This window comes from Rhodanobacter sp. C01, from assembly GCF_002001045.1.
Classification (GTDB): domain Bacteria; phylum Pseudomonadota; class Gammaproteobacteria; order Xanthomonadales; family Rhodanobacteraceae; genus Rhodanobacter.
The window spans coordinates 283,379-303,433 of record NZ_MUNR01000011.1; the positions used below are offsets into that span (position 1 = coordinate 283,379).

Annotated in this window: 18 protein-coding genes; 10 read left to right on the forward strand and 8 right to left on the reverse strand. The window is 64.6% G+C overall.

Going from position 1 to position 20,055, the window contains the following annotated elements:
- Positions 1 to 10: 10 nt before the first annotated feature.
- Entirely contained in the window at positions 11 to 1,888 is a 1,878-nt protein-coding gene (locus tag B0E50_RS10465; protein WP_077441138.1) for an ATP-binding cassette domain-containing protein, read from the reverse strand.
- Between the two features lie 224 nt (positions 1,889 to 2,112).
- On the opposite strand from B0E50_RS10465, the gene B0E50_RS10470 reads away from it, so the two are divergent.
- Positions 2,113 to 3,264, forward strand: coding sequence for a D-alanyl-D-alanine carboxypeptidase family protein (locus tag B0E50_RS10470; protein WP_254427246.1), 1,152 nt, complete (start codon positions 2,113 to 2,115; stop codon positions 3,262 to 3,264).
- Positions 3,265 to 3,410: 146 nt separating this feature from the next.
- Here the strand turns inward: B0E50_RS10470 and phaZ are convergent, their stop codons facing one another.
- The 3 genes from phaZ to B0E50_RS10485 form a co-directional block, all read right to left on the reverse strand.
- Positions 3,411 to 4,664 (reverse strand): polyhydroxyalkanoate depolymerase, encoded by a 1,254-nt coding sequence (gene phaZ, locus B0E50_RS10475; RefSeq protein ID WP_077441140.1) that lies wholly within the window; start codon positions 4,662 to 4,664, stop codon positions 3,411 to 3,413.
- A gap of 87 nt (positions 4,665 to 4,751) precedes the next feature.
- Entirely contained in the window at positions 4,752 to 5,522 is a 771-nt protein-coding gene (locus B0E50_RS10480) for a methyltransferase domain-containing protein (RefSeq protein WP_077441141.1), read from the reverse strand.
- Between the two features lie 81 nt (positions 5,523 to 5,603).
- On the reverse strand, positions 5,604 to 6,107 hold the full coding sequence (locus tag B0E50_RS10485; protein WP_077441359.1) for an RDD family protein: 504 nt from the start codon (positions 6,105 to 6,107) through the stop codon (positions 5,604 to 5,606).
- A 49-nt stretch (positions 6,108 to 6,156) separates the two neighbouring features.
- On the opposite strand from B0E50_RS10485, the gene xerD reads away from it, so the two are divergent.
- From xerD to B0E50_RS10515, 6 genes are all read left to right on the forward strand, one after another.
- The gene (gene xerD / locus B0E50_RS10490; RefSeq protein ID WP_077441358.1) at positions 6,157 to 7,074 is read left to right on the forward strand and encodes a site-specific tyrosine recombinase XerD; all 918 of its coding nucleotides are present in this window, start codon (positions 6,157 to 6,159) and stop codon (positions 7,072 to 7,074) included.
- Between the two features lie 92 nt (positions 7,075 to 7,166).
- The gene (locus B0E50_RS10495; RefSeq protein WP_077441142.1) at positions 7,167 to 7,955 is read left to right on the forward strand and encodes a DsbC family protein; all 789 of its coding nucleotides are present in this window, start codon (positions 7,167 to 7,169) and stop codon (positions 7,953 to 7,955) included.
- A gap of 91 nt (positions 7,956 to 8,046) precedes the next feature.
- Positions 8,047 to 11,925 (forward strand): phosphoribosylformylglycinamidine synthase, encoded by a 3,879-nt coding sequence (purL, locus tag B0E50_RS10500; RefSeq protein ID WP_077441143.1) that lies wholly within the window; start codon positions 8,047 to 8,049, stop codon positions 11,923 to 11,925.
- 71 nt (positions 11,926 to 11,996) lie between these two features.
- Positions 11,997 to 12,716 (forward strand): hypothetical protein, encoded by a 720-nt coding sequence (locus B0E50_RS10505; RefSeq protein WP_254427247.1) that lies wholly within the window; start codon positions 11,997 to 11,999, stop codon positions 12,714 to 12,716.
- 84 nt (positions 12,717 to 12,800) lie between these two features.
- Complete coding sequence (locus tag B0E50_RS10510; protein ID WP_174575037.1) at positions 12,801 to 13,688, forward strand: glycosyltransferase family 2 protein; 888 nt, start codon at positions 12,801 to 12,803, stop codon at positions 13,686 to 13,688.
- Positions 13,685 to 14,581: a DMT family transporter gene (locus B0E50_RS10515; protein WP_077441361.1), complete on the forward strand. Its 897-nt coding sequence runs from the start codon at positions 13,685 to 13,687 to the stop codon at positions 14,579 to 14,581. Before B0E50_RS10510 ends, B0E50_RS10515 begins: the two co-directional genes overlap by 4 nt.
- Positions 14,582 to 14,610: 29 nt before the next feature.
- Here the strand turns inward: B0E50_RS10515 and B0E50_RS10520 are convergent, their stop codons facing one another.
- The 4 genes from B0E50_RS10520 to B0E50_RS10535 form a co-directional block, all read right to left on the reverse strand.
- On the reverse strand, positions 14,611 to 15,132 hold the full coding sequence (locus B0E50_RS10520; RefSeq protein WP_139350834.1) for a DUF2127 domain-containing protein: 522 nt from the start codon (positions 15,130 to 15,132) through the stop codon (positions 14,611 to 14,613).
- A gap of 83 nt (positions 15,133 to 15,215) precedes the next feature.
- The gene (locus B0E50_RS10525; RefSeq protein WP_077441146.1) at positions 15,216 to 15,728 is read right to left on the reverse strand and encodes a DUF2127 domain-containing protein; all 513 of its coding nucleotides are present in this window, start codon (positions 15,726 to 15,728) and stop codon (positions 15,216 to 15,218) included.
- A 124-nt stretch (positions 15,729 to 15,852) separates the two neighbouring features.
- The gene (locus B0E50_RS10530) at positions 15,853 to 16,047 is read right to left on the reverse strand and encodes a YbdD/YjiX family protein (protein ID WP_077441147.1); all 195 of its coding nucleotides are present in this window, start codon (positions 16,045 to 16,047) and stop codon (positions 15,853 to 15,855) included.
- A 10-nt stretch (positions 16,048 to 16,057) separates the two neighbouring features.
- Positions 16,058 to 18,130 (reverse strand): carbon starvation CstA family protein, encoded by a 2,073-nt coding sequence (locus B0E50_RS10535; protein WP_077441362.1) that lies wholly within the window; start codon positions 18,128 to 18,130, stop codon positions 16,058 to 16,060.
- Positions 18,131 to 18,304: 174 nt separating this feature from the next.
- On the opposite strand from B0E50_RS10535, the gene B0E50_RS10540 reads away from it, so the two are divergent.
- From B0E50_RS10540 to B0E50_RS10550, 3 genes are all read left to right on the forward strand, one after another.
- On the forward strand, positions 18,305 to 19,102 hold the full coding sequence (locus B0E50_RS10540) for a DUF4197 domain-containing protein (protein WP_077441148.1): 798 nt from the start codon (positions 18,305 to 18,307) through the stop codon (positions 19,100 to 19,102).
- A gap of 126 nt (positions 19,103 to 19,228) precedes the next feature.
- Complete coding sequence (gene def, locus B0E50_RS10545; RefSeq protein WP_077441149.1) at positions 19,229 to 19,765, forward strand: peptide deformylase; 537 nt, start codon at positions 19,229 to 19,231, stop codon at positions 19,763 to 19,765.
- Between the two features lies 1 nt (position 19,766).
- On the forward strand, positions 19,767 to 20,048 hold the full coding sequence (locus B0E50_RS10550; protein WP_077441150.1) for a DUF427 domain-containing protein: 282 nt from the start codon (positions 19,767 to 19,769) through the stop codon (positions 20,046 to 20,048).
- Positions 20,049 to 20,055: the final 7 nt, after the last annotated feature.

Sequence of the window (20,055 nt, forward strand, 5' to 3'; positions counted from 1 at the left end):
CGCGCCTGGATCAGGCGTCGAGCTCAGCCCAGCGGGCGTAGGAGACTTCCAGCTCAGCCTGCAATTTCGCCACGGCTTCATTCGCCTTGGTGATCGTTGCACTGTCCTGCTTGAAGAACCCCGGCGAAGTCATCGCTTCGCCATGCGCGGCGATCTCGGTCTCGAGCTGCTCGATGCGCTTGGGCAGCAGTTCCAGTTCGCGCTGATCCTTGAAGCTGAGTTTGCGCTTGGGCGCTGCTGCCGCCGGTGCCTGTGCTGGTTCGTTGCGAACCAGTCCCGGTTTGGCGGCAGCCGCAGCAACTGCGGTGGCGGCAGCCGGCCGCTGGCGCAGCCAGTCGCTGTAGCCACCGACGTATTCGCCGATCTGGCCGTTGCCTTCCAGCACCAAGGTGCTGGAGACCACGTTGTCGAGGAACGCGCGGTCGTGCGAGACCAGCAGCAGGGTACCCTGGTAGTCGGTCAGCAGTTCTTCCAGCAGTTCCAGCGTTTCCACGTCCAGATCGTTGGTCGGTTCGTCCATCACCAGCAAGTTGGACGGCTGCGCGAACAGCTTGGCCAGCAGCAGGCGGTTGCGTTCGCCGCCGGACAGGCGAGTAATCGGTGCGCGGGCACGCTCGGGCGAGAACAGGAAGTCCTGCAGGTAGCCGATGATGTGCTTGCGCTGGCCGTTCAACTCGATGAACTCGCGGCCTTCGGCCACGTTGTCCAGCGCATTGAGCTTGTCGTTGAGCTGCAGGCGGTGCTGGTCGAAGTAGGCGATCTGGATGCCGGTGCCCAGTTCCGCAGTGCCGCGCTGCGGCTGCAGCTCGCCGAGCATGATCTTGAGCAGGGTGCTCTTGCCGGCGCCGTTCGGGCCGATGATGCCGATGCGGTCGCCGCGCATGATCGTGGTGGTGAGATCGTCGATCAGCACACGGCCGTCGTAGGCCTGGTGCACGTGCTCGAGATCGATCACCTTCTTGCCCGAGGCCTGCGCATTGGCCGCGGTCATCTTGACGTTGCCATTGAGGTTGCGCCGCTCGGCGCGTTCCACGCGCAATGCCTTCAGCGCGCGCACGCGGCCCTCGTTGCGCGTGCGCCGGGCCTTGATGCCCTGGCGGATCCACACTTCCTCCTGCGCCAGCTTCTTGTCGAACAGCGCGTTGGCCTGCGATTCGGCGTGCAGCCGCTCCTCGCGGCGACGCAGGTAGTTGTCGTAGTCGCCGGGCCAGTCGGTCAGCGCGCCGCGGTCGATCTCGACGATGCGTGTGGCCAGCGCACGGAGAAAGCTGCGGTCATGTGTGACGAACAGGATGCTGCCGTCGAACTGCTTGAGAAAGTTCTCCAGCCAGCCGATCGCCTCGATGTCCAGATGGTTGGTCGGCTCGTCCAGCAGCAATACGTCGGGCTTGCGAACCAGCGCCTGCGCCAGCAGCACGCGACGCTTCATGCCGCCGGACAGGGCAGCGAAGTCGGTGTCGGCGGGCAGTTCCAGCTTGGTCAAAACCTCGGTGACACGGCGATCCAGGTCCCAGCCGTGCTGCGCCTCGATCTGGTGCTGCACATCGCCCAGCGCATCGAAGTCGCCCTCGTGCAGCAGGTGGTGGTAGCGGGCAAGCAAATGGCCGAGATCGCCAAGGCCCTCGGATACGACGTCGAATACGGTGCCTTCGGTACCTTGCGGTACCTCCTGCGCCATTCGCGCCACCACGATGCCGTTCTGCACCCGTACCTCACCGTCGTCGGCATGCAGCTCGCCGGCGATCAGCTTCATCAGGGTGGACTTGCCTTCGCCATTGCGACCGACGATGCACACACGCTCATTGCGTTCGATCGACAGATCGACATGTTCGAGCAGGAGGGGGCCGCCGATACTGAAGTCGACGCTTTGCAATTGGATAAGGGACATCCGCCCATTGTAGCGGCTGGCTTGCTGAAAGCCGCCGCGACCTGAATGACCGCTTTCAGGGGGCGCGGCGGCGCTGCCGTTAATTACATGTTAGACAATTCATTGAAAAACATGCGTTTGGCCTGAATAATTCGTGCATTCTCTATGTATATTTCGCCGATTACGTATTAAGGTAGCGCCCACGCGGGGTGATGCTGCGGTTCAATAGTTGTGAGGAAACCGGGTTGGCAATCGAGTTCAAAAAACCGGCGTGGTGGCTGGACCGGCTTCGTGGCATGTTTGCGGCGCTGTTCCTGTGCGGTTTGGGCGGCTTTGCCGGGGTGGCCCACGCCGGCTACGCCGCTATTGTCGTCGATCCGGCCACTGGCCAGGTTCTGAACGCGGTCAACCCGGACGAGCAGAACTACCCGGCCTCGCTCGCCAAGATGATGACGCTCTACCTCACTTTGCAGTCGCTGCAGAGCGGCAAGCTGAAGGTCGACCAGCAGCTGCCGGTATCGGCCTGGGCCGCAGCCAAGGCGCCGACCAAGCTCGGCCTGCGCCGTGGCCAGACCATTTCGGTGGGCGACTGCATCCTGGGCATGATCACGAAATCAGCCAATGATGCGGCGACGGTGGTGGCCGAAGGCCTTGGCGGCTCCGAAGGTCACTTCGCCGACATGATGAATGCCCAGGCTGCTCGCCTCGGCATGACCCATACCCATTTCGACAATGCTTCCGGGCTGCCCGATCCGGCCAGCGTGACGACGGCACGTGACATGGTGACGCTGGCGATGGCGCTTTATCACGACTACCCGCAGTACACGCACTATTTCGCGGCGAAGGAATTCATGTTCCGCGGACGTCTGGTGCGTGGCCACAACCGCCTGATGGACCGTTATCCGGGCATGGACGGGCTGAAGACCGGCTTCACCGATGCGTCCGGCTTCAATCTGGCCTCGACTGCGGTCAGGGATGGCCAACGCCTGTTCGGCGTGGTCATGGGAGGGCATACCGCAGGCGCCCGCGATCAATTGATGGCCCGATTGCTGGATGACAGCTTCGATCATCAGCAGACCCCGGCGATCCTGGTCGCCCAGGCCGCTGGTGTCGGTCCCAGCATGACGCGCCGGATGCTGGCTGCGCTGTCACCCATCGGGAGCGCCGAGGCCGAAACGGTGCCGGTGCGGCAGCGTCAGCATCGACGTGGCAAGCGCACAGTCGCGGCCAGCGGCAGCTGCACTCCGCATAAGGGTGTCAATTGTCCCCGTCGTGATCAGGCACACCATCCGGCACGCGGCGCGAGCACTCGACTCGCCACCCAGCATCGGCGGAACGGCAAGCAGCAGAAGGCCACCTTGGCCTCGCGTCACGCCGATCCGGCCAAGGCGCCATGACATCTGATGAGTAGGGTCAGGCCGACGAGGCCTGACATGGGCATGGACGGGCAGGCGCGCACGGCATATCCAGCTGGACACGCGGGCTTCCGCCTAAACCAGAAACAGGCCGCATCGCGGACCGTTTTCGTCATGCCACATCGTGCCTATTTGGCGGCGCGGTCGAACTTGCGGATGAAGTCACGCACCTGCGGATAGACCGTCTCGCGCCAGCGGCGGCCGCTGAAGATGCCGTAGTGGCCAGCACCTGCGATCACCTGATGTGCGCGCCGCGTGGCCGGGATGCCGCTGCACAGATCGTGCGCGGCCTGGGTCTGGCCGAGACCGGAGATGTCATCCAGCTCGCCCTCGATGGTCAGCAGCGCACTGCGCTTGATCGCTGCCGGGTTCACCCGTTCGCCGGCAACATCCCACAGTCCGCGTGGCAGCAGGAACTGCTGGAACACCTTCTCGATGGTGTCGAGATAGAACTCGGCCGGCATGTCGAGCACGGCGTTGTATTCGTCGTAGAACTTGCGGTGTGATTCGGCATCGTCGAGATCGCCGCGCACCAGATCCTGGTAGAAATCCCAATGCGAGTTGAGGTGACGTCCCGGGTTCATCGCAATGAATCCGGCGTGCTGCAGGAAGCCCGGATACACCTCGCGACCGCGGCCGGGGTAGTTCGGCGGCACGGTGTGGATCACGTTGCCCTTGAACCACGACAGCGGCTGGTTGGTGGCCAGATTGTCGACGCTGGTGGGGCTGCGTCGCGTATCGATAGGGCCGCCCATCATGGTCAGGCTGCGCGGTGTGTCTTCGCCGCGCGCGGCCATCAGCGACACCGCCGCCAGTACCGGCACGGTGGGCTGGCATACCGAGATCACATGCAATGAGCCTGCGCCGATATGCCGGATGAATTCCTCGACGTAAGCGATGTAGTCGTCCAGGCCGAAGGTACCCTCGGCCGTCGGCACCATGCGTGCGTCGACCCAGTCGGTGATGTAGACCTTGTGGTCGCGCAACAGTGTGCGCACGGTATCGCGCAGCAGGGTGGCGTGATGACCGGACAGCGGCGCCACCACCAGCACCACCGGATCGGTCTTCATCTTCTCGATGGTGCCCGGATCGTCGCTGAAGCGCTTGAAGCGCTTCAGCTGGCAGAACGGCTTGGCCAGCGCGATACGCTCAATCACCGCGATCTCGTGGTCATGCGCCGTGGCGATGTGGATATCGAATTCAGGCTTCTCGTAGTCCTTGCCCAGCCGATGGATCAGTTCGTAACCGGCAGCCATCCTCTGTGAGCCCGGCAGTTGCGCGAACGGGCTGCTGTTGTCGTTGAGCATGCTTGCGTTGGCTTGCGCGAAGTAGCTCAGCGGGCCAAGGAAGGCGCGCTGCCATTCGTGGATTTGATAAAGCATCGTGGGGAATAGCCGGGTACGAAAACGCTTCCATCTTAGCGCCGTTTGACCTGCCTGTGGTGCGCCGCCGCAAACGCTTGCGCCAGATCAATCAGTAACTTGGCCGGAGGCAGGGCGGTATCGGCAGTGCAACAGCACCTCATCGACCCCTCGCGCATCGCCCAGCCCGGCGCGCCATTTCAGCGGTTTCTGGAAGTACAACCCGATCGGCATGAACACCCGGTTGTACCACCACATCGCACGTTCGCGGCGATGGGTGAGATACCACTGGCCGAGGTCGAGCAGGCGCGAGGATTTCGGCTGCATGCCATAGACCGCGCTGTGTTCGACGGTGAAACCGTATCGTGCGAGCCGGGCGACAATCCGGTCCGGTTCGTAGCGGCGGCAATGACCGACGAAATCATCGAATGCAGTCCATGCCTCCGGGTGCAGCGGTACCGACAGCAGCAGCTTCGCGCCGGGTGCCGCCACGCGGCTCAGCTCGGCCAGCGCATTGTGATCGTCGGCGACGTGCTCCAGGATGTCGAAGGCGCAGATAAGGTCGAAGCTGGCATCCATGCAGGGCAGCGCGCCGATCATCCCATGCACGCCATTGGCGCCATGCTCGCGCAGGCGCTGCAACGCGGCATGGCTGAGGTCGACGAAGCAGGTGCCGTCCAATGGCAGGCGTGGGCGCAGACCGGGTGCCACTTCAAGCCGTCGCGGTGCGGCATCGGCCAGTTCGCGCAGCAGCGGCCAGGTGTTGAAACGCTCCGGTCCTATCAGCTTCGCCTGTGCCCACAGCGATTCGTAGAAGCCGCGGTTGGTGCGGATCAGCTCACTCTCGCTGCGGTTTTCGTTGGGGCGCGTGCCGGGCATCACCGGATTGAATACGTTGCGTGCTGAGCGAAACGTGAAGCTGGCGGAATGTCAGAGGCATGCACAGGCCGCATCCCTCGGTCATCCCAGCTGACGGATCTCGGTATGTGCTGCAAGGTCATGCAGCGCCCGTCGGCGCGGATCGAACAGCGCCACCGCGAACCATGTCGTCCACACGATCAGCAGGGCCCACAGCGTTGGCGACAAGCCGATCACCGGCTCCAGCATCAGCAGGATCAGCGGCGCTGCCGCCACCAGCAGGCGGATCAACACCTGCTGCAGCGACGGCGTACCACCATCGTCGCGGGTGACCTGGATGCGCCATGGGCGCATGCCTACCGTCTGTCCGCCGCGCCGCCACGAGCTGACGAAGTAGGCGGCCAGTACCAACCCCTGCAACAGCTGGTACCAGGCCGGAATCACGGTCGTGGTGCCGGTGCGGATCAGCTGGCCGTGGGTGGCCAGCTGGCAGAGCAGGCCGACCACCATCACGATCGCCACCACGATCAGCAGGTCATAGACCAGTGCAAGCAGGCGGCGCCACAAGGGGCAGGGCAGGTTGGTGACATGCAGCGTGGTGGGCATCGGACGCGTTCGCTTGCGTAGTGCGCGCGCAATGCCCAGCATCGTGCGCATGAAGAAGGAAGAAAGCCGTACCAGTATCGCCGAAGCGGACCGGCTGAGCATCAGCACGTTTCTCGAACGGGTGTGGTCGGAGGACGGCCTGGCTGATCGCACCCTGGAAGCCTACCGACGCGACCTTGAGGCGCTGGCGCGCTGGCTTGCCGCGCGTGGGCGCGGCCTGCACACGGCACGGCGCGAGGATATTTCCGCCTATCACGGCATGCCGTCGGTGGCGGTGCGCTCGATTGCGCGACAGCAGTCCGCGTTCCGTCGCTACTACGCGTTCCTCGCACGCAGCGAACCGGACTTTGTCGATCCGACCCTGCTGATCGAGCGCCCGAAAATGCCGCGCAGCCTGCCCAAGGCGCTGGCCGAACGCGAAATCGAAGCCCTGCTGAATGCGCCGGATATGACGACCGCGCTCGGCCTGCGCGACCGCGCGATGCTGGAGCTGATGTATGCCTCCGGTTTGCGCGTGTCCGAGCTGGTCGAGTTGCCGCTGGCGGCACTGAATGCACGCCAGGGCGTGCTGCGGGTCACCGGCAAGGGTGGCAAGGACCGGCTGGTGCCGGTGGGCGAACTGGCGCTGGAACACATCGGCACGTACCTGGCCAGTGCGCGGCCGGAGTTGGCGAAGGGCCGCCAGCCGGCCGCGCTGTTCCTCAGCAGGCGTGGCGAGGGGATGACCCGGCAGATGTTCTGGACGCTGGTGAAACGCCATGCACAGACCGTCGGCATCCATGCCAAACGCATCTCGCCGCATGTGCTGCGGCATTCGTTTGCCACCCATCTGTTGAATCACGGTGCCGACTTGCGCGCCTTGCAGATGCTGCTCGGCCACAGCTCGCTCAGCACCACGCAGATTTATACGCTGGTGGCGAAAGAAGGGCTGAAACGCTTGCATGCGCAGCATCATCCACGCGGTTGAGAGTGCTCCCGGTCAGGGTTCGATCGGCCGGCTATGCGACAATGGGATGAATGTTCTGCCGATGTGCGCGGAATGAAGGAATGAGGTTGCCGATGTTGAAGAGACTGTTGCTGGCGTTGTGCGTAGGCGGGTTTTCGCTGAGTGCCTGCTCGGCCGAAAATGCCGCGCCCGCGCCCGCGGCGCCTGCAGCTGCCGCCCCGACCGTCACGCCAGCGGCAGAGCAGATGGTGCGGCAGGCGATTGGCAAGCTGTCGTCGAAGGTGACGGTCGACTCGATCGAGCCGGCACCGATGCCCGGTTTCTATCAGGTGATCGCTTCCGGCAGGATGGTCTACGTCAGCGCCGATGGCCGCTACATGTTCGACGGCAATCTGGTGGACTTGGGTCAGCGCACGAACGCCAGCGATGCAGCCTGGGCGCGCTTCCGCCAGGCCGAGCTGGCCAAGGTGCCGGCTTCCGAGCGCATCGTGTTCGCACCGCCGCATCCGAAGTACACGGTGACCGTGTTCACCGACGTCAACTGCGGTTTCTGCCGGGCCCTGCACGAACAGATGGCCGGGTTCAACAAGGCGGGCATCGCCGTGGAATACCTGGCGTGGCCGCGCGAAGGCGTGACTTCCACTTCCGGCAAGCCGACGCCGACCTATACCGAGATGGTGTCGGTATGGTGCGCGGCCGACCGCAACGCGGCGTTCACGGCGGCGAAGGAGGGCGTCAAGCCGAAGGCAGCCAGTTGCGTCAATCCGGTCAAGGACGAATTCAACCTGGGCGTGAAGCTGGGCGTCGACGGCACGCCCACGATCTATGGCCCCGATGGCCGCGTGCTTGGCGGTTACGTCACCCCGGAACAGCTGCTGCAGGCCTTGCAGACCGCGGGCTGAAGCCATTTCGTTGCGGCTTTCGGTGGACGGCTATGCCGTATTGCAGCATCGGTTAGAATAGGCGTTTCCATCGCATAGCGCCGTTCCCCGCATGATCGCACTCGACGGGCAGAACGCCCTCTCGCCGTTCCGCCTCGAACGTCTCAATGCCCGCCTGGATGCCCTGCATCGTGGCGTGCGCGTGCAGGCGTCGTGGTTCGTCTATTTCATCGACACCGACAGCGTGCCGGAAGGCGCGCTGCGCCAGCGCCTGCTGGCCGTGCTGGAGGCGAAGGACAGCGCACCGGAGCCGGCCACGCTGTGGGTGGTGCCGCGACTGGGCACGATCTCGCCGTGGTCGAGCAAGGCCACCGACATTCTGCATGGTGCCGGCTTCGGCGTGCCGGGTTCCGACATCCGCCGGGTGGAACGCGGGCTGGCCTGGCAGGTCTCCGGTCTGCCCGATGCCGGCGCCCGGGACCACGATGCGATCATGGCGGTATTGCATGATGCGATGACGCAATCGGTACTGAACCGCATCGAGGATGCGCAGGGGCTGTTCCTGGCCGGGTCGCCCGGTGACCTGGTCCATGTCGCTCTCGGCGCCGATCCGCGCGCTGCGCTGGCCGAGGCGAATGTCCGGCTTGGTCTGGCGCTGGCCGAGGACGAGATCGAGTACCTGGTCGATCGTTACGCCGAGTTGGGACGCGACCCTACCGATGCCGAACTCTTCATGTTCGCGCAGGCGAACTCCGAGCATTGCCGGCACAAGGTGTTCAACGCCAGCTGGACGGTCGACGGCGCCGAACAGGACAAGAGCCTGTTCGGCATGATCAAGCACACCCACCAGCACTCGCCGGCGCATACGTTGTCCGCTTATTCGGACAACGCAGCGGTGATCGAGGGCAGCGTCGGCAAGCGTTTCTTCGCCGATCCGGCCGATGGCGTGTTTCGCGGCCACGAGGAACGCGTCGACTACGCGATCAAGGTGGAGACGCACAACCATCCCACCGCGATCGCTCCGTGGCCGGGTGCAGCCACCGGCGCCGGCGGCGAGATCCGCGACGAGGGCGCAACCGGTCGTGGCGGCAAGCCGAAGGCCGGCCTCACCGGTTTCTCGGTCTCCGACCTGCGCATCCCCGGCCATCCGCAGCCGTGGGAAGTGGAGCGTCCGCTGCCGCCACGCATGGCCAGCGCATTCGAGATCATGCGCGACGGCCCGCTCGGCGCCGCCGCATTCAACAACGAATTCGGCCGGCCCTGTCTGGGCGGCTATTTCCGCAGCTACGAGCACGAGACCGGTGAAGCCGGCCTGCGCCGCGGTTACGACAAGCCGATCATGCTCGCTGGTGGCCTGGCCAACCTGCGCGCCGGCGATGTGCTGAAGCGTGCGGTGCAGCCGGGCAACAAGGTGATCGTGCTCGGTGGCCCGGCGATGCTGATCGGTCTCGGTGGTGGTGCGGCCTCGTCGGTCGCCGGTGGCGCATCCAGTGCCGAGCTCGATTTCGCCTCGGTGCAGCGCGACAACGCCGAGATGGAACGGCGTTGCCAGGAGGTGATCGATGCCTGCTGGCGTCTTGGCGACGACAATCCGATCGTCAGTGTGCATGACGTCGGTGCCGGCGGCCTGTCCAACGCGATCCCCGAACTGCTCAACGACGCCGGCGTCGGCGGCGTGATCGATCTGTCGAAGATTCCCTGCGACGACCCGTCGCTGTCGCCGATGCAGGTATGGAGCAACGAGTCGCAGGAACGCTACGTGCTGGCGATCGACCCGGCGGATCTCGCCGGGTTCGAGGCGATGTGCGTGCGCGAGCGCTGCCCGTACGCCGTGGTCGGTGACGCCACCGTCGAACGTCGGTTGCTGCTGACCGATCCGCGTCGCGAGCTGACCGTGATCGACCTGCCGATGGACGTGCTGTTCGGCAAGCCGCCGCGGATGCATCGCGATGCGAAGCGGATCAAGCCGCGCGTCGACCTGCTGCCGGATCTGTCTGGCATCGGCATGGACGAGGCATTGTTGCGCGTGCTGCGCCTGCCCACCGTGGGCAGCAAGAATTTCCTGATCACGATCGGCGATCGCACCGTCGGTGGCCTGAATCATCGCGACCCGATGGTCGGTCCGTGGCAGGTGCCGGTGGCCGATTGCGCGGTGACCATCGCCGACTTCAGCGGCTACGCCGGCGAGGCGATGGCGATGGCCGAGCGCGCGCCGGTAGCGCTGCTCAACAGCGCCGACGCAGCACGGCTGGCGGTTGGCGAGGCGATCACCAACCTGGCTGCAGCGCAGATTGCCAGCCTCGGCGAGATCCGGCTGTCGGCAAACTGGATGGCGGCCGTCAATCATCCGGGTGAGGACGCTGCGCTGTTCGATGCGGTGAAGGCGATCGGCATGGAGCTGTGTCCGCAACTGGACATCTCGATTCCGGTCGGCAAGGACTCGCTGTCGATGCAGACCGTGTGGCAGGACGGCGCGACCGCACAACGTACAGTTTCGCCGGTCTCGCTGGTGATCACCGGCTTCGCGCGCGTCACCGACGTACGCCGCACGCTCACTCCGCAGCTGCGGCTCGATCGCGGCAACTCCGAGCTGTGGCTGATCGACCTGGGTGCCGGGCGCGACCGTCTCGGCGGCTCCTCGCTGAGCCAGGTGTTCAATCGCAGCGGTGGCGTCCCGCCGGACCTGGACGATGCGAAGCGGCTGAGAGCGCTGTTCGAACTGGTGCAGGAAGCAAATGCGGGCGGCTTGTTGCTGGCCTACCACGACCGTTCCGACGGTGGTGTCATCACCACCCTGCTGGAGATGGCATTCGCCGGCCACTGTGGTCTGGAGATTCACCTGGACGGCTGGGCCGAGGCGGCGCTGCGTGCGCTGTTCAACGAGGAGCTCGGCGCGGTGATGCAGGTGGCCGAGGCGAACCGCGAGGCGTTCGAGGCCTTGCTGGTCAAGTACGAGCTGGCTGGCATGAGCCATCGCATCGGCCGGCCGAAGGAGAAGCTCGGCATCAAGCTGTTCCTTGGTGGCGACACCTTGTTCAAGTGGAACTGGGTCACGCTGTTCAAGGCGTGGAACGAGACCAGTCATGCGATGCAGCGTCTGCGCGACAATCCGCTCAGTGCCGATGCCGAGCAGCAATGGCGGCTCGACGATGCCGATCCGGGCATCACGCCGAAACTCAGCTTCAACCCGGCCGAGGACATCGCGGCGCCATACATCACCGGTGGTGCGCGTCCGCGCATCGCGGTGCTGCGCGAGCAGGGCGTCAACGGTCAGGTCGAGATGGCGGCGGCGTTCACCCGCGCCGGTTTCGATGCGGTCGACGTGCACATGTCCGATCTGGCCAGTGGCCGTCACAAGCTGGCCGATTTCCGTGGCTTCGCTGCCTGCGGCGGTTTCTCCTACGGTGATGTGCTCGGCGCCGGTCGCGGCTGGGCCACTTCGATCCTGTACAACGAGATGCTGCGCGCGCAGTTCGCGGCGTTCTTCGCGGACGAGACGAAGTTCGCTCTCGGTGTGTGCAACGGTTGCCAGATGATGGCGCAGCTGAAGGAGATCATCCCCGGCGCGCAGCACTGGCCGAAGTTCCTGCGCAACGCGTCGGAGCAGTACGAATCGCGCCTGGTCACGCTTGAAGTGCTCGATTCGCCAAGCATCTTCTTCAAGGGCATGGCCGGCTCGCGGATTCCTGTGGCAGTGGCACACGGCGAAGGCCGGGTCAGCTTCCCGCAGGCATGCAGTCCGTCCAAGTCGAACGCTGCGGTGCGCTTCGTCGACAACCGCGGCAAGCCGACCGAGAACTTCCCGCTCAACACCAACGGCTCGCCCGGTGGCCTGGCCGGCTTCACCGCTGCCGATGGCCGCGTGACGATCATGATGCCGCACCCCGAACGCGTGTTCCGCAGCGTGCAACTGAGCTGGCATCCGGACAACTGGGGCGAGGACTCGCCGTGGATGCGCATGTTCCGCAACGCCCGCGTGTGGTGCGGTTGATCGTCACTCGCGTGATGCGGCGCTGAGCGATGGCCCGGCGCCCGTGGCAAGCGTGGAACTTGTCATGGCCGATGCTGGCATGGACCGTGTTGCTGGCCTCGCTGCCCTGGTGGCTCGGTCTGCCGCTGCTGCTTGCGCTGGCGGCAGTCCTGCTTGTGCTGCCGCAGCGCTTGATCGAGCACGTGCCAATGATCCGCCGCAGCCTGCGCTGGGGGTTGCCTGGCGTGCTCTTTGGACTGCAGCGGGCACTGGGTGGTGATGCCTTTGCATGGGGCGCTGCGCTGCTCGGTGCACTGGTCGGTTATACCCTGCTGGCCGGCCTGGAGGCATGGCTGGATCGGGGGCATGGCCATGTGCCGGTGACTTCGGCATCCACTTCGGCCGAATGGCCTGAGCTGGCGCTGGCATCGATCGGGCCGACTGCTGACATCATCGAACTGCAGTTGCCCGCGTGGCAGCCGGGTGATGCCGGACTGACCGATCCGTGCGACGGCAGCAGCGTCTGCCATCAAGCAGGCGGCTATCGTTTTGCCGGTGATCGCGTGATTGATGGTGTCGGCCCACATGTCGCCTTTAGTCCGGCGGGACGCTGGTTTGTCGCGCGGATGGCTCATGATCGCGGTGTCGTGCTGTGGGATCGCGAGCGCGACCGGCAGCATCACCTGGAAGGCTGGCAGTTGTGTGGCTGGTATCGCGAACAACCGTGGTTGGCACGACGCGATGGCGAGATGCCGCTGGCGCTCTCGGCCGTGCTGGGACACGACGATGAGAATCGATTGTCGCAAGGCTGACGATCACTGCCATGTCGACAAAGTTTTCCGGACTTTTGTTGCCGAACTGTTTTCCCGCCACGCGTCTCCGCGCATACTTGCGCGATGGATATTTCCGCCAACCCGCGCTCTCCGTTCTCGTTGGCGCTCAGTGTCATTGTGGTATCCGCCGACAGTGGACCGGCATTGCGCGAGTGCGTGCGCCAGCTGCTGGCCAGCAGCCAGTCGCTGGAGTTGATCCTGGTCGACAACAACTCGCGGGATGGCGTGCCGTCCGCGATCGAGCGGGCCCATGCGCATGACGCGCGGCTCAAGGTGCTCTACAACCATCGGAATATCGGCTTCGGCCCGGCAGTGAATCTCGCCGCCAGGCAGGCAAGTGGTCAGGCATTGCTGGTGCTCAATCCCGATTGCGTGCTGCAGGAAAGCGATCTGCAGCGGTTGCTGGGCCTGCTTGCGGCGAGACCGAAGGCCGGCCTGATCGGCGCGGTGGTGTGCGATGCCGATGGCCGTCCCGATCCCGCTTCCTGGCGGCGCGATCCGCTGCTGCGACGCTCGCTCAACAGCCTGCTCGGCCGCTCTGGCGAGACGGTCAACATGGAGCAGGAGATTCCTGCCGAAGTGATCGAAACCGAGGCGGTCTCGGGTGCCTTGATGCTGCTGCCGCTGGCGATGTTCCAGCGGCTGGGCGGTTTCGACGAGGCGTATTTTCTGCACTGCGAGGATCTGGACCTGTGCCGTCGCGTACGCGACATCGGCTATCAGGTATTGCTGGCCGGTGACGTCCGTGTGCATCACGGCAAGGGCAGTTCTAGCCGGCACCGCCCGGTGTTCGTCAGCCGGCACAAGCACCGCGGCATGTGGCGCTGGTTTCGCAAGCATGATCCGGCCGCACGCAATCCACTGGTGGCCGCTGCGGTATGGCTGGGGATCTGGGCGCATTTCCTGCTGCAGATTCCCGGTCAGTTGTGGCGGCGGTTGCTGCGCCGATGACGGCGTCGCGTCGGATCACCGTGCTGGCGACGATCGGTCTGCTGGCGATGACCGCGGTATGGGGCTCGACCTTCGTGCTTATCAAGGACGTGGTCACGCGCATGACGGTGGCGGATTTCCTGGCCGTGCGTTTCTCGATCGCCGCGTTGGCGATGCTGGCGCTGTTCGGCCGCCCGGTGCTGCGACTTGGTCATCGCCAGATCGCGCGTGGCCTGCTGCTGGGTCTGGTGTACGGCATCGGCCAGCTGCTGCAGACATGGGGGTTGTCGCTGATCGCGCCCAGTGTCAGCGGTTTCGCCACCGGCATGTATGTGGTGTTCACGCCGATCCTGGCGATGTTGCTGCTGCGTCAACGCATGGCTGGTGTGGTGTGGCTGGCGGTGCTGTTGTCCACTGCCGGACTGGCGCTGCTCTCGCTCAATGGCGTCTCGGTCAATTTCGGGGTGTGGCTGACGCTGGCCTCGGCCGCGCTGTACGGCCTGCACATCGTCGGGCTCGGTCAGTGGTCGCGCAAGGGCGAGGCGTTCGGCATGTCGGCGGTGCAGATGGTGGCGATTGCCGTGGTCTGCCTGCTCGCCACCGCACCACACGGACCCATGTTGCCACCGGATCGCAACGCGTGGTTCGGCGTCTTGTATATGGCACTGGTCGCCGGCGCCGGTGCGATGCTGATGCAGACATGGGCGCAATCGCACCTGCCGGCCACCCGCGCGGCGATCGTGATGACCACCGAGCCGGTATTTGCCGCCGTGTTTGCGGTGATGCTCGGCAGTGACGTGCTGAGCTGGCGCATGCTGCTCGGCGGCGGCCTGATTCTCGCGGCGATGTATCTGGTGGAATTGATGCCGCAGCGTGTCGCGTTATCCGCCGAGGCGGTGCATCACGAAGTGTGAGACCGCTCGATCTGGCAGAACTCCTGCATTCAGTCTGTCTCGGGCGTCGTTGCGCCGGATTGCAGGACGCTGTACAGCAGATAGATGACGACAGCGATATTGGTCGCCAGCACGACCAGTCGGATTCCGCTGAAGCGAAGCATGACCTCGTAGAGCTCCAGCGGTACCAGCGAGCCGGTCACGAGCGCAGTGAACCATTGCGCCCAGCGCATGCGCAGCCACAGGCCGGTGCCTTCGATGGCGAATAATGCGGCATAGGCCAGTGCCACGATGCCGACCGCGACGAACTTGCGGGGACCCATCGCGGTCAGCAAGTCGACCAGTCGCCAGCGCAGTTGGTTGCTGTCGGCCAGCGAAAGATGCTCCAGCCAGTGCACCATGCGCTCGAAATTCTGCTGGTGATCCAGATGAAACGCGGCGATGGCCACCAGCAGCAATCCGACGGACTTGGCCCCCTTGTAGATCGCGATGGCACGCAAGCCGACAGCATGCGTGCGCGTGCTTTTCGCGGGCGGCTCGATTCGGGATGTGCTGGTGGTAGTGCTGGGCATCGTCGCGGATCCGGGAGACCGTGCAGCCGATGATTGCCTGCGACCCGTGAATGTTCGATGCATTGCCACGGGCTAAACCCGTGTCAGCGATCGGCGCGTGGCTGCAGCGCGATGCGCACCAGGTAGATGATGATCGCCACGTTGCCGACCAGAGTGGCCAGCTTCAGCCAGCCGAAGCGGTGCAGCGTCTCGTAGAGTTCCAATGGAATCAGCGAACCGGTGGCGATCACCGTGAACCATTCCGCCCAGTGCTTGCCCAGCCACAGGCCGATTCCTTCGATGGCGAACAGCACGGCATAACCCAGCGCGACCAGGCCGATGGCGACGAACTTGCTCGGGCCGAAATCCTGCAACAGGCCGACCAGTTTCCAGCGCAAGCCGTTGCTGTCGGCCAGGGAAAGATGTTCCAGCCAGTGCACCAGCCGCTCGAAATTCTGCTGGTGATCCAGGTGAAACGCCGCGACGGCGACCAGCACCAGGCACAGGGTCTTGATCATCTCGTACACCGCGATGATGCGCAGCCCGGGATGGCGCTGCGCAGGCAGGGTGTTCGGGGTGACAGGGAGGCTGGCGGTGATGCTGTCGGATTCGGACATGGGGGATGGGCAGGCAGGCAAGCTGCCTATTGTGCGCGCCCACGCGCGAATGGCCAATGCGTGGCGGATCTGCGTGTGCGGAGCCCACGCCTCCGCCAAGGGCAAGCCGGTGATTCCGCGGATATCAGCAGCAACGCCCGCCGGCGCCCTTGTAGCGAGCTTCCTGCCGCTCGCGGAAGAACTCCTTGTAGCTCGGCACCTTGCGTTCGGGATGGTGCTCGCGCAGGTGCTTCACGTAGGCGTCGTAGTCGGGTATGCCGCAGCACAGGCGGGCGGTTTGCACCGCCCACTTGCGCACGGACTGAAAGGTCGCGTTCATCACGTCATGCTCAGCCGGCCACGCTGCCCAGTGCCACGTAGGGCTCTTCGTGCGCGGTCGGGTGGCTGGTCTGCCAGGCCTGGATCAGAGCACGCAGGCAGAACAGCAGCATTGCCACGATCAGCGCCATGAACAGGCCAGTCAGCGCCATGTCTACGTAGTTGTTGGTGATGATCTGCTGCATGGCGGCCGGTGTCTTGGCCGGGGCCAGCAACTGGCCCTGCTGCAGCGCGGCCGAATACTTGTTGGCGGCCGTGGTGAAGCTGATCGGGCCGACCAGCTTTTCGTAGCCGGCGGTGAGCGTGCAGACGATCAACCAGATCGCCGGGATGCCCGGCACCCACACGTAGCGCTCACGCTTGAGTTTCACCACCACCACGGTGGCGAGCATCAGCGCGATCGCGGCAAGCATCTGGTTGGCGATGCCGAACAGCGGCCACAGCGTGTTGATGCCGCCGAGTGGATCAACCGCGCCCTGGTACAGGAAGTAGCCCCACAGGCCCACGCAGATCGCGGTGGCGAGCAGGTTGCCGGCCCACGACTCGGTGGCCTGCAACGGCTTGTGGATCAGCCCGGCGATCTCCTGGATCATGAAGCGGCCGACACGGGTACCGGCATCGACCGTGGTGAGGATGAACAGGGCTTCGAACAGGATCGCGTAGTGGTACCAGAATGCCATCATGCTTTCGCCGGGGATGATGTTGTGCAGCAGTTGCGCCATGCCCACCGCCAGCGTCGGTGCGCCGCCCGCACGACCGAGCACGGTGCTCTCGCCGATGTTCCTGGCGGTCTGCAGCAATTCGTCTGGTGTCACCACGAAGCCCCACTGGCTGATCGTGCTGGCGGCCTGTTCGACGGTGGTGCCTACCAGCGCACCGGGCGAGTTCATCGCGAAGTACACGCCCGGATGCAGCGACGCGGCGGCGATCAGCGCCATGATCGCCACGAATGCCTCCATCAGCATGCCACCGTAGCCGACCAGTCGCGCCTGACTCTCGTTGGCGAGCAGCTTGGGCGTGGTGCCGGAGGCGATGATCGAATGCCAGCCGGAGACCGCACCACAGGCAATGGTGATGAACAGGAACGGGAACAGGTTGCCCTGGAAGACCGGACCGGTGCCATCGATGAATTTGGTCACCGCCGGCATCTGCAAGGTCGGCGCGGCAAGGAAGATCGCCAGCGTAAGCAGCAGGATCGTGCCGATCTTGAGGAAGGTGGACAGATAGTCGCGTGGTGCCAGCAGCAGCCATACCGGCAGCACCGAGGCGCAGAAGCCGTAGGCGATCAGCAGCCAGGCCAGGGCTTTCGCATCGAAGTCGAACAGCGGTGCCAGCGTGGCCGAATCGGCCACGGTCTTGCCGAACCAGATCGAGGCTAATAGAAGAACCAGGCCGATGATCGACACCTCCAGGATCCTGCCCGGGCGGAACCATCGCAGGTACACGCCCATCAGCAGTGCGATCGGGATCGTGGCGGCCACGGTGAAGGTGCCCCACGGGCTGTGCGTTAGCGCCTTGACCACCACCAGCGCCAGCACGGCCAGCACGATCATCATCAGCACCAGCACGCCGAACATGGCCACCACGCCCGGGACAGGGCCCAGTTCCTCGCGCAGCATGTGGCCGAGCGAGCGAGCGTCGCGACGCAGCGACAGGCCGAGGATCATGAAGTCCTGCACCGCACCGGCGAATACCACGCCGAACAGGATCCACAGCGTGCCTGGCAGGTAACCCATCTGCGCGGCTAGCACCGGACCGACCAGCGGGCCGGCACCGGCGATCGCGGCGAAATGGTGGCCGAACACCACCCATTTGTCGGTAGGTACGTAGTCGAGGCCGTCGTTGCGAAGCACCGACGGCGGTGCGCGTGAGGGATCCAGCTGCAGCACCGAGTGTTCGATGAACTTGCCATAGAAGCGATAGCCGATCACGAAGATCGCGATCGAGGCTGCCACCAGCCAGATCGCGTTGATCGGTTCGCCGCGGCGCAACGCAATCACGCCCAGGCAGAACGCGCCGACGATGGCGAGAGCGACCCACATGATCTTGCTGGCCGGGCTCGGCTTCGGAATGGTGGCTTGCATCGGTGGCTTCTCCTCGAACGTATATGGCAAGAGTCGTCCGGTCCGCCACGAGGGTCAATGCCGAAACGGCCGGCGGGGCATTAGCCATTGGTCGAATAGGCCGGTGCGAGCTGTCATTTCTGCGGAGTGCGGCGGGGGTACACTGCCCTCCCTGTCGAGTACAAGGAGTTCGCTATGCGCATCACGGTACGCTACGGTCTGCTCGGTTTCGCTCTCGTCGCCGCCACGCTGCCGGTCAGTGCCGCCGGATCCGGCCAGTTCAAGGATCTGTTGAACAAGGCCAGGCAGTCGACGTCCAGCTCCTCGCAGCTTGGCAGCGGCCTGCCCAACAGCGACATCGCTTCCGGCCTCAAGGAGGCGCTGGCCAAGGGCACCACCAACGCGATCAACAGCCTCGGCCGCAACGATGGCTTCTGGAAGAACGCCAAGGTGCGCATCCCATTGCCTGGCAAGCTGGAACAGGCCGGCAATCTGGCGCGCAAGATGGGACAGGGTGCCAGGGTCGACGCGTTCGAGCTGAGCCTGAATCGTGCGGCGGAGAAGGCTGTGCCGCAGGTGGCGGACATCTTCGGCGATGCGATCCGCAAGATGACCTTGAGTGATGCACACAGCATCCTCACCGGCGGCGACCATGCGGCCACCGATTTCTTCAGGCGTGTCGCCGGTGATGCACTGACCGCACGCATCCATCCGATCGTGGCCAATGCCACGGCCAGCGTCGGCGTCACCGAGAAATATAAGGAGTTCACCGCCGGCAGCGGTGGTGGCATCGGCGGGGCACTCGGTTCACTGGGTTCGCTTGGTGGCGGTCACAAGTCGGGCAGCGGTGGTAGCCCGATCGATCTGGACAACTATGTGACCGGCAAGACGATCGATGGTCTGTTCACCATGATCGGCGAGGAGGAACAGTCGATCCGCCACAACCCGGCTGCACGCAGCACCGATCTGCTGAAGAAGGTCTTCGGCGGCTGAGCGCCGGATTGCCCCTGCCCCCTCATTCCGGCACAGACGGGAATGAGGGGGACACACGCAAGGCTTGCATTCACGCTGTGAAAGCCACATTCAGGAGAATGGACGTTATCCGATGCTGAGGTTCCGATGATCCGCGACATCCTGAAAATGGGCGACCCGCGCCTGCTGCGCATCGCCCCGCCGGTACCCGATGCGATGCTGGGCAGCGCGGAACTCGACGCGCTGATCGCCGACATGTTCGACACCATGCATGCTGCCGATGGCGTCGGCCTTGCCGCGCCGCAGATCGGCATCGACCTGCAGCTGGTGATCTTCGGCTTCGACAGCAACGAACGTTATCCCGATGCGCCGGCGGTGCCGCGCACGATCCTGCTCAACCCGGTGATCACCCCGCTGTCGCAGGACATGGAAGAGGGCTGGGAAGGCTGCCTGTCCGTGCCCGGCCTGCGTGGCGCGGTGAGCCGTTACTCGCTGATCCGCTACGAAGGTATCGATCCGCAGGGTGAGCGTATCGAGCGTACCGCCGAAGGCTTTCATGCCCGTGTGGTGCAGCATGAGTGTGATCATCTGATCGGACGGCTGTATCCCTCGCGCATCACCGATTTCAGCAAGTTCGGCTATCCCGACGTGCTGTTTCCGGGGCAGGACATCGGAGACGACTGATATGCGAGCGATCTGGAAAGGCACCGTGCTGGCTGAAAGCCATGACACTGTCGTTGTCGAAGGCAATCACTATTTTCCAGCTGACGCGCTGAGTCAGCAGTATTTTCGCGCCACGGATCATCAGAGCATCTGCCCGTGGAAAGGCACGGCCAGCTATTACGACGTGATCGTGGATGGCGAAGTGAATGCCAATGCCGCATGGTATTACCCGACACCGAAGGAGGCCGCCCGCGAGATCAAGGGCCGCGTGGCCTTCTGGCGTGGGGTGGAAGTCACCGCGTGATTCGCGC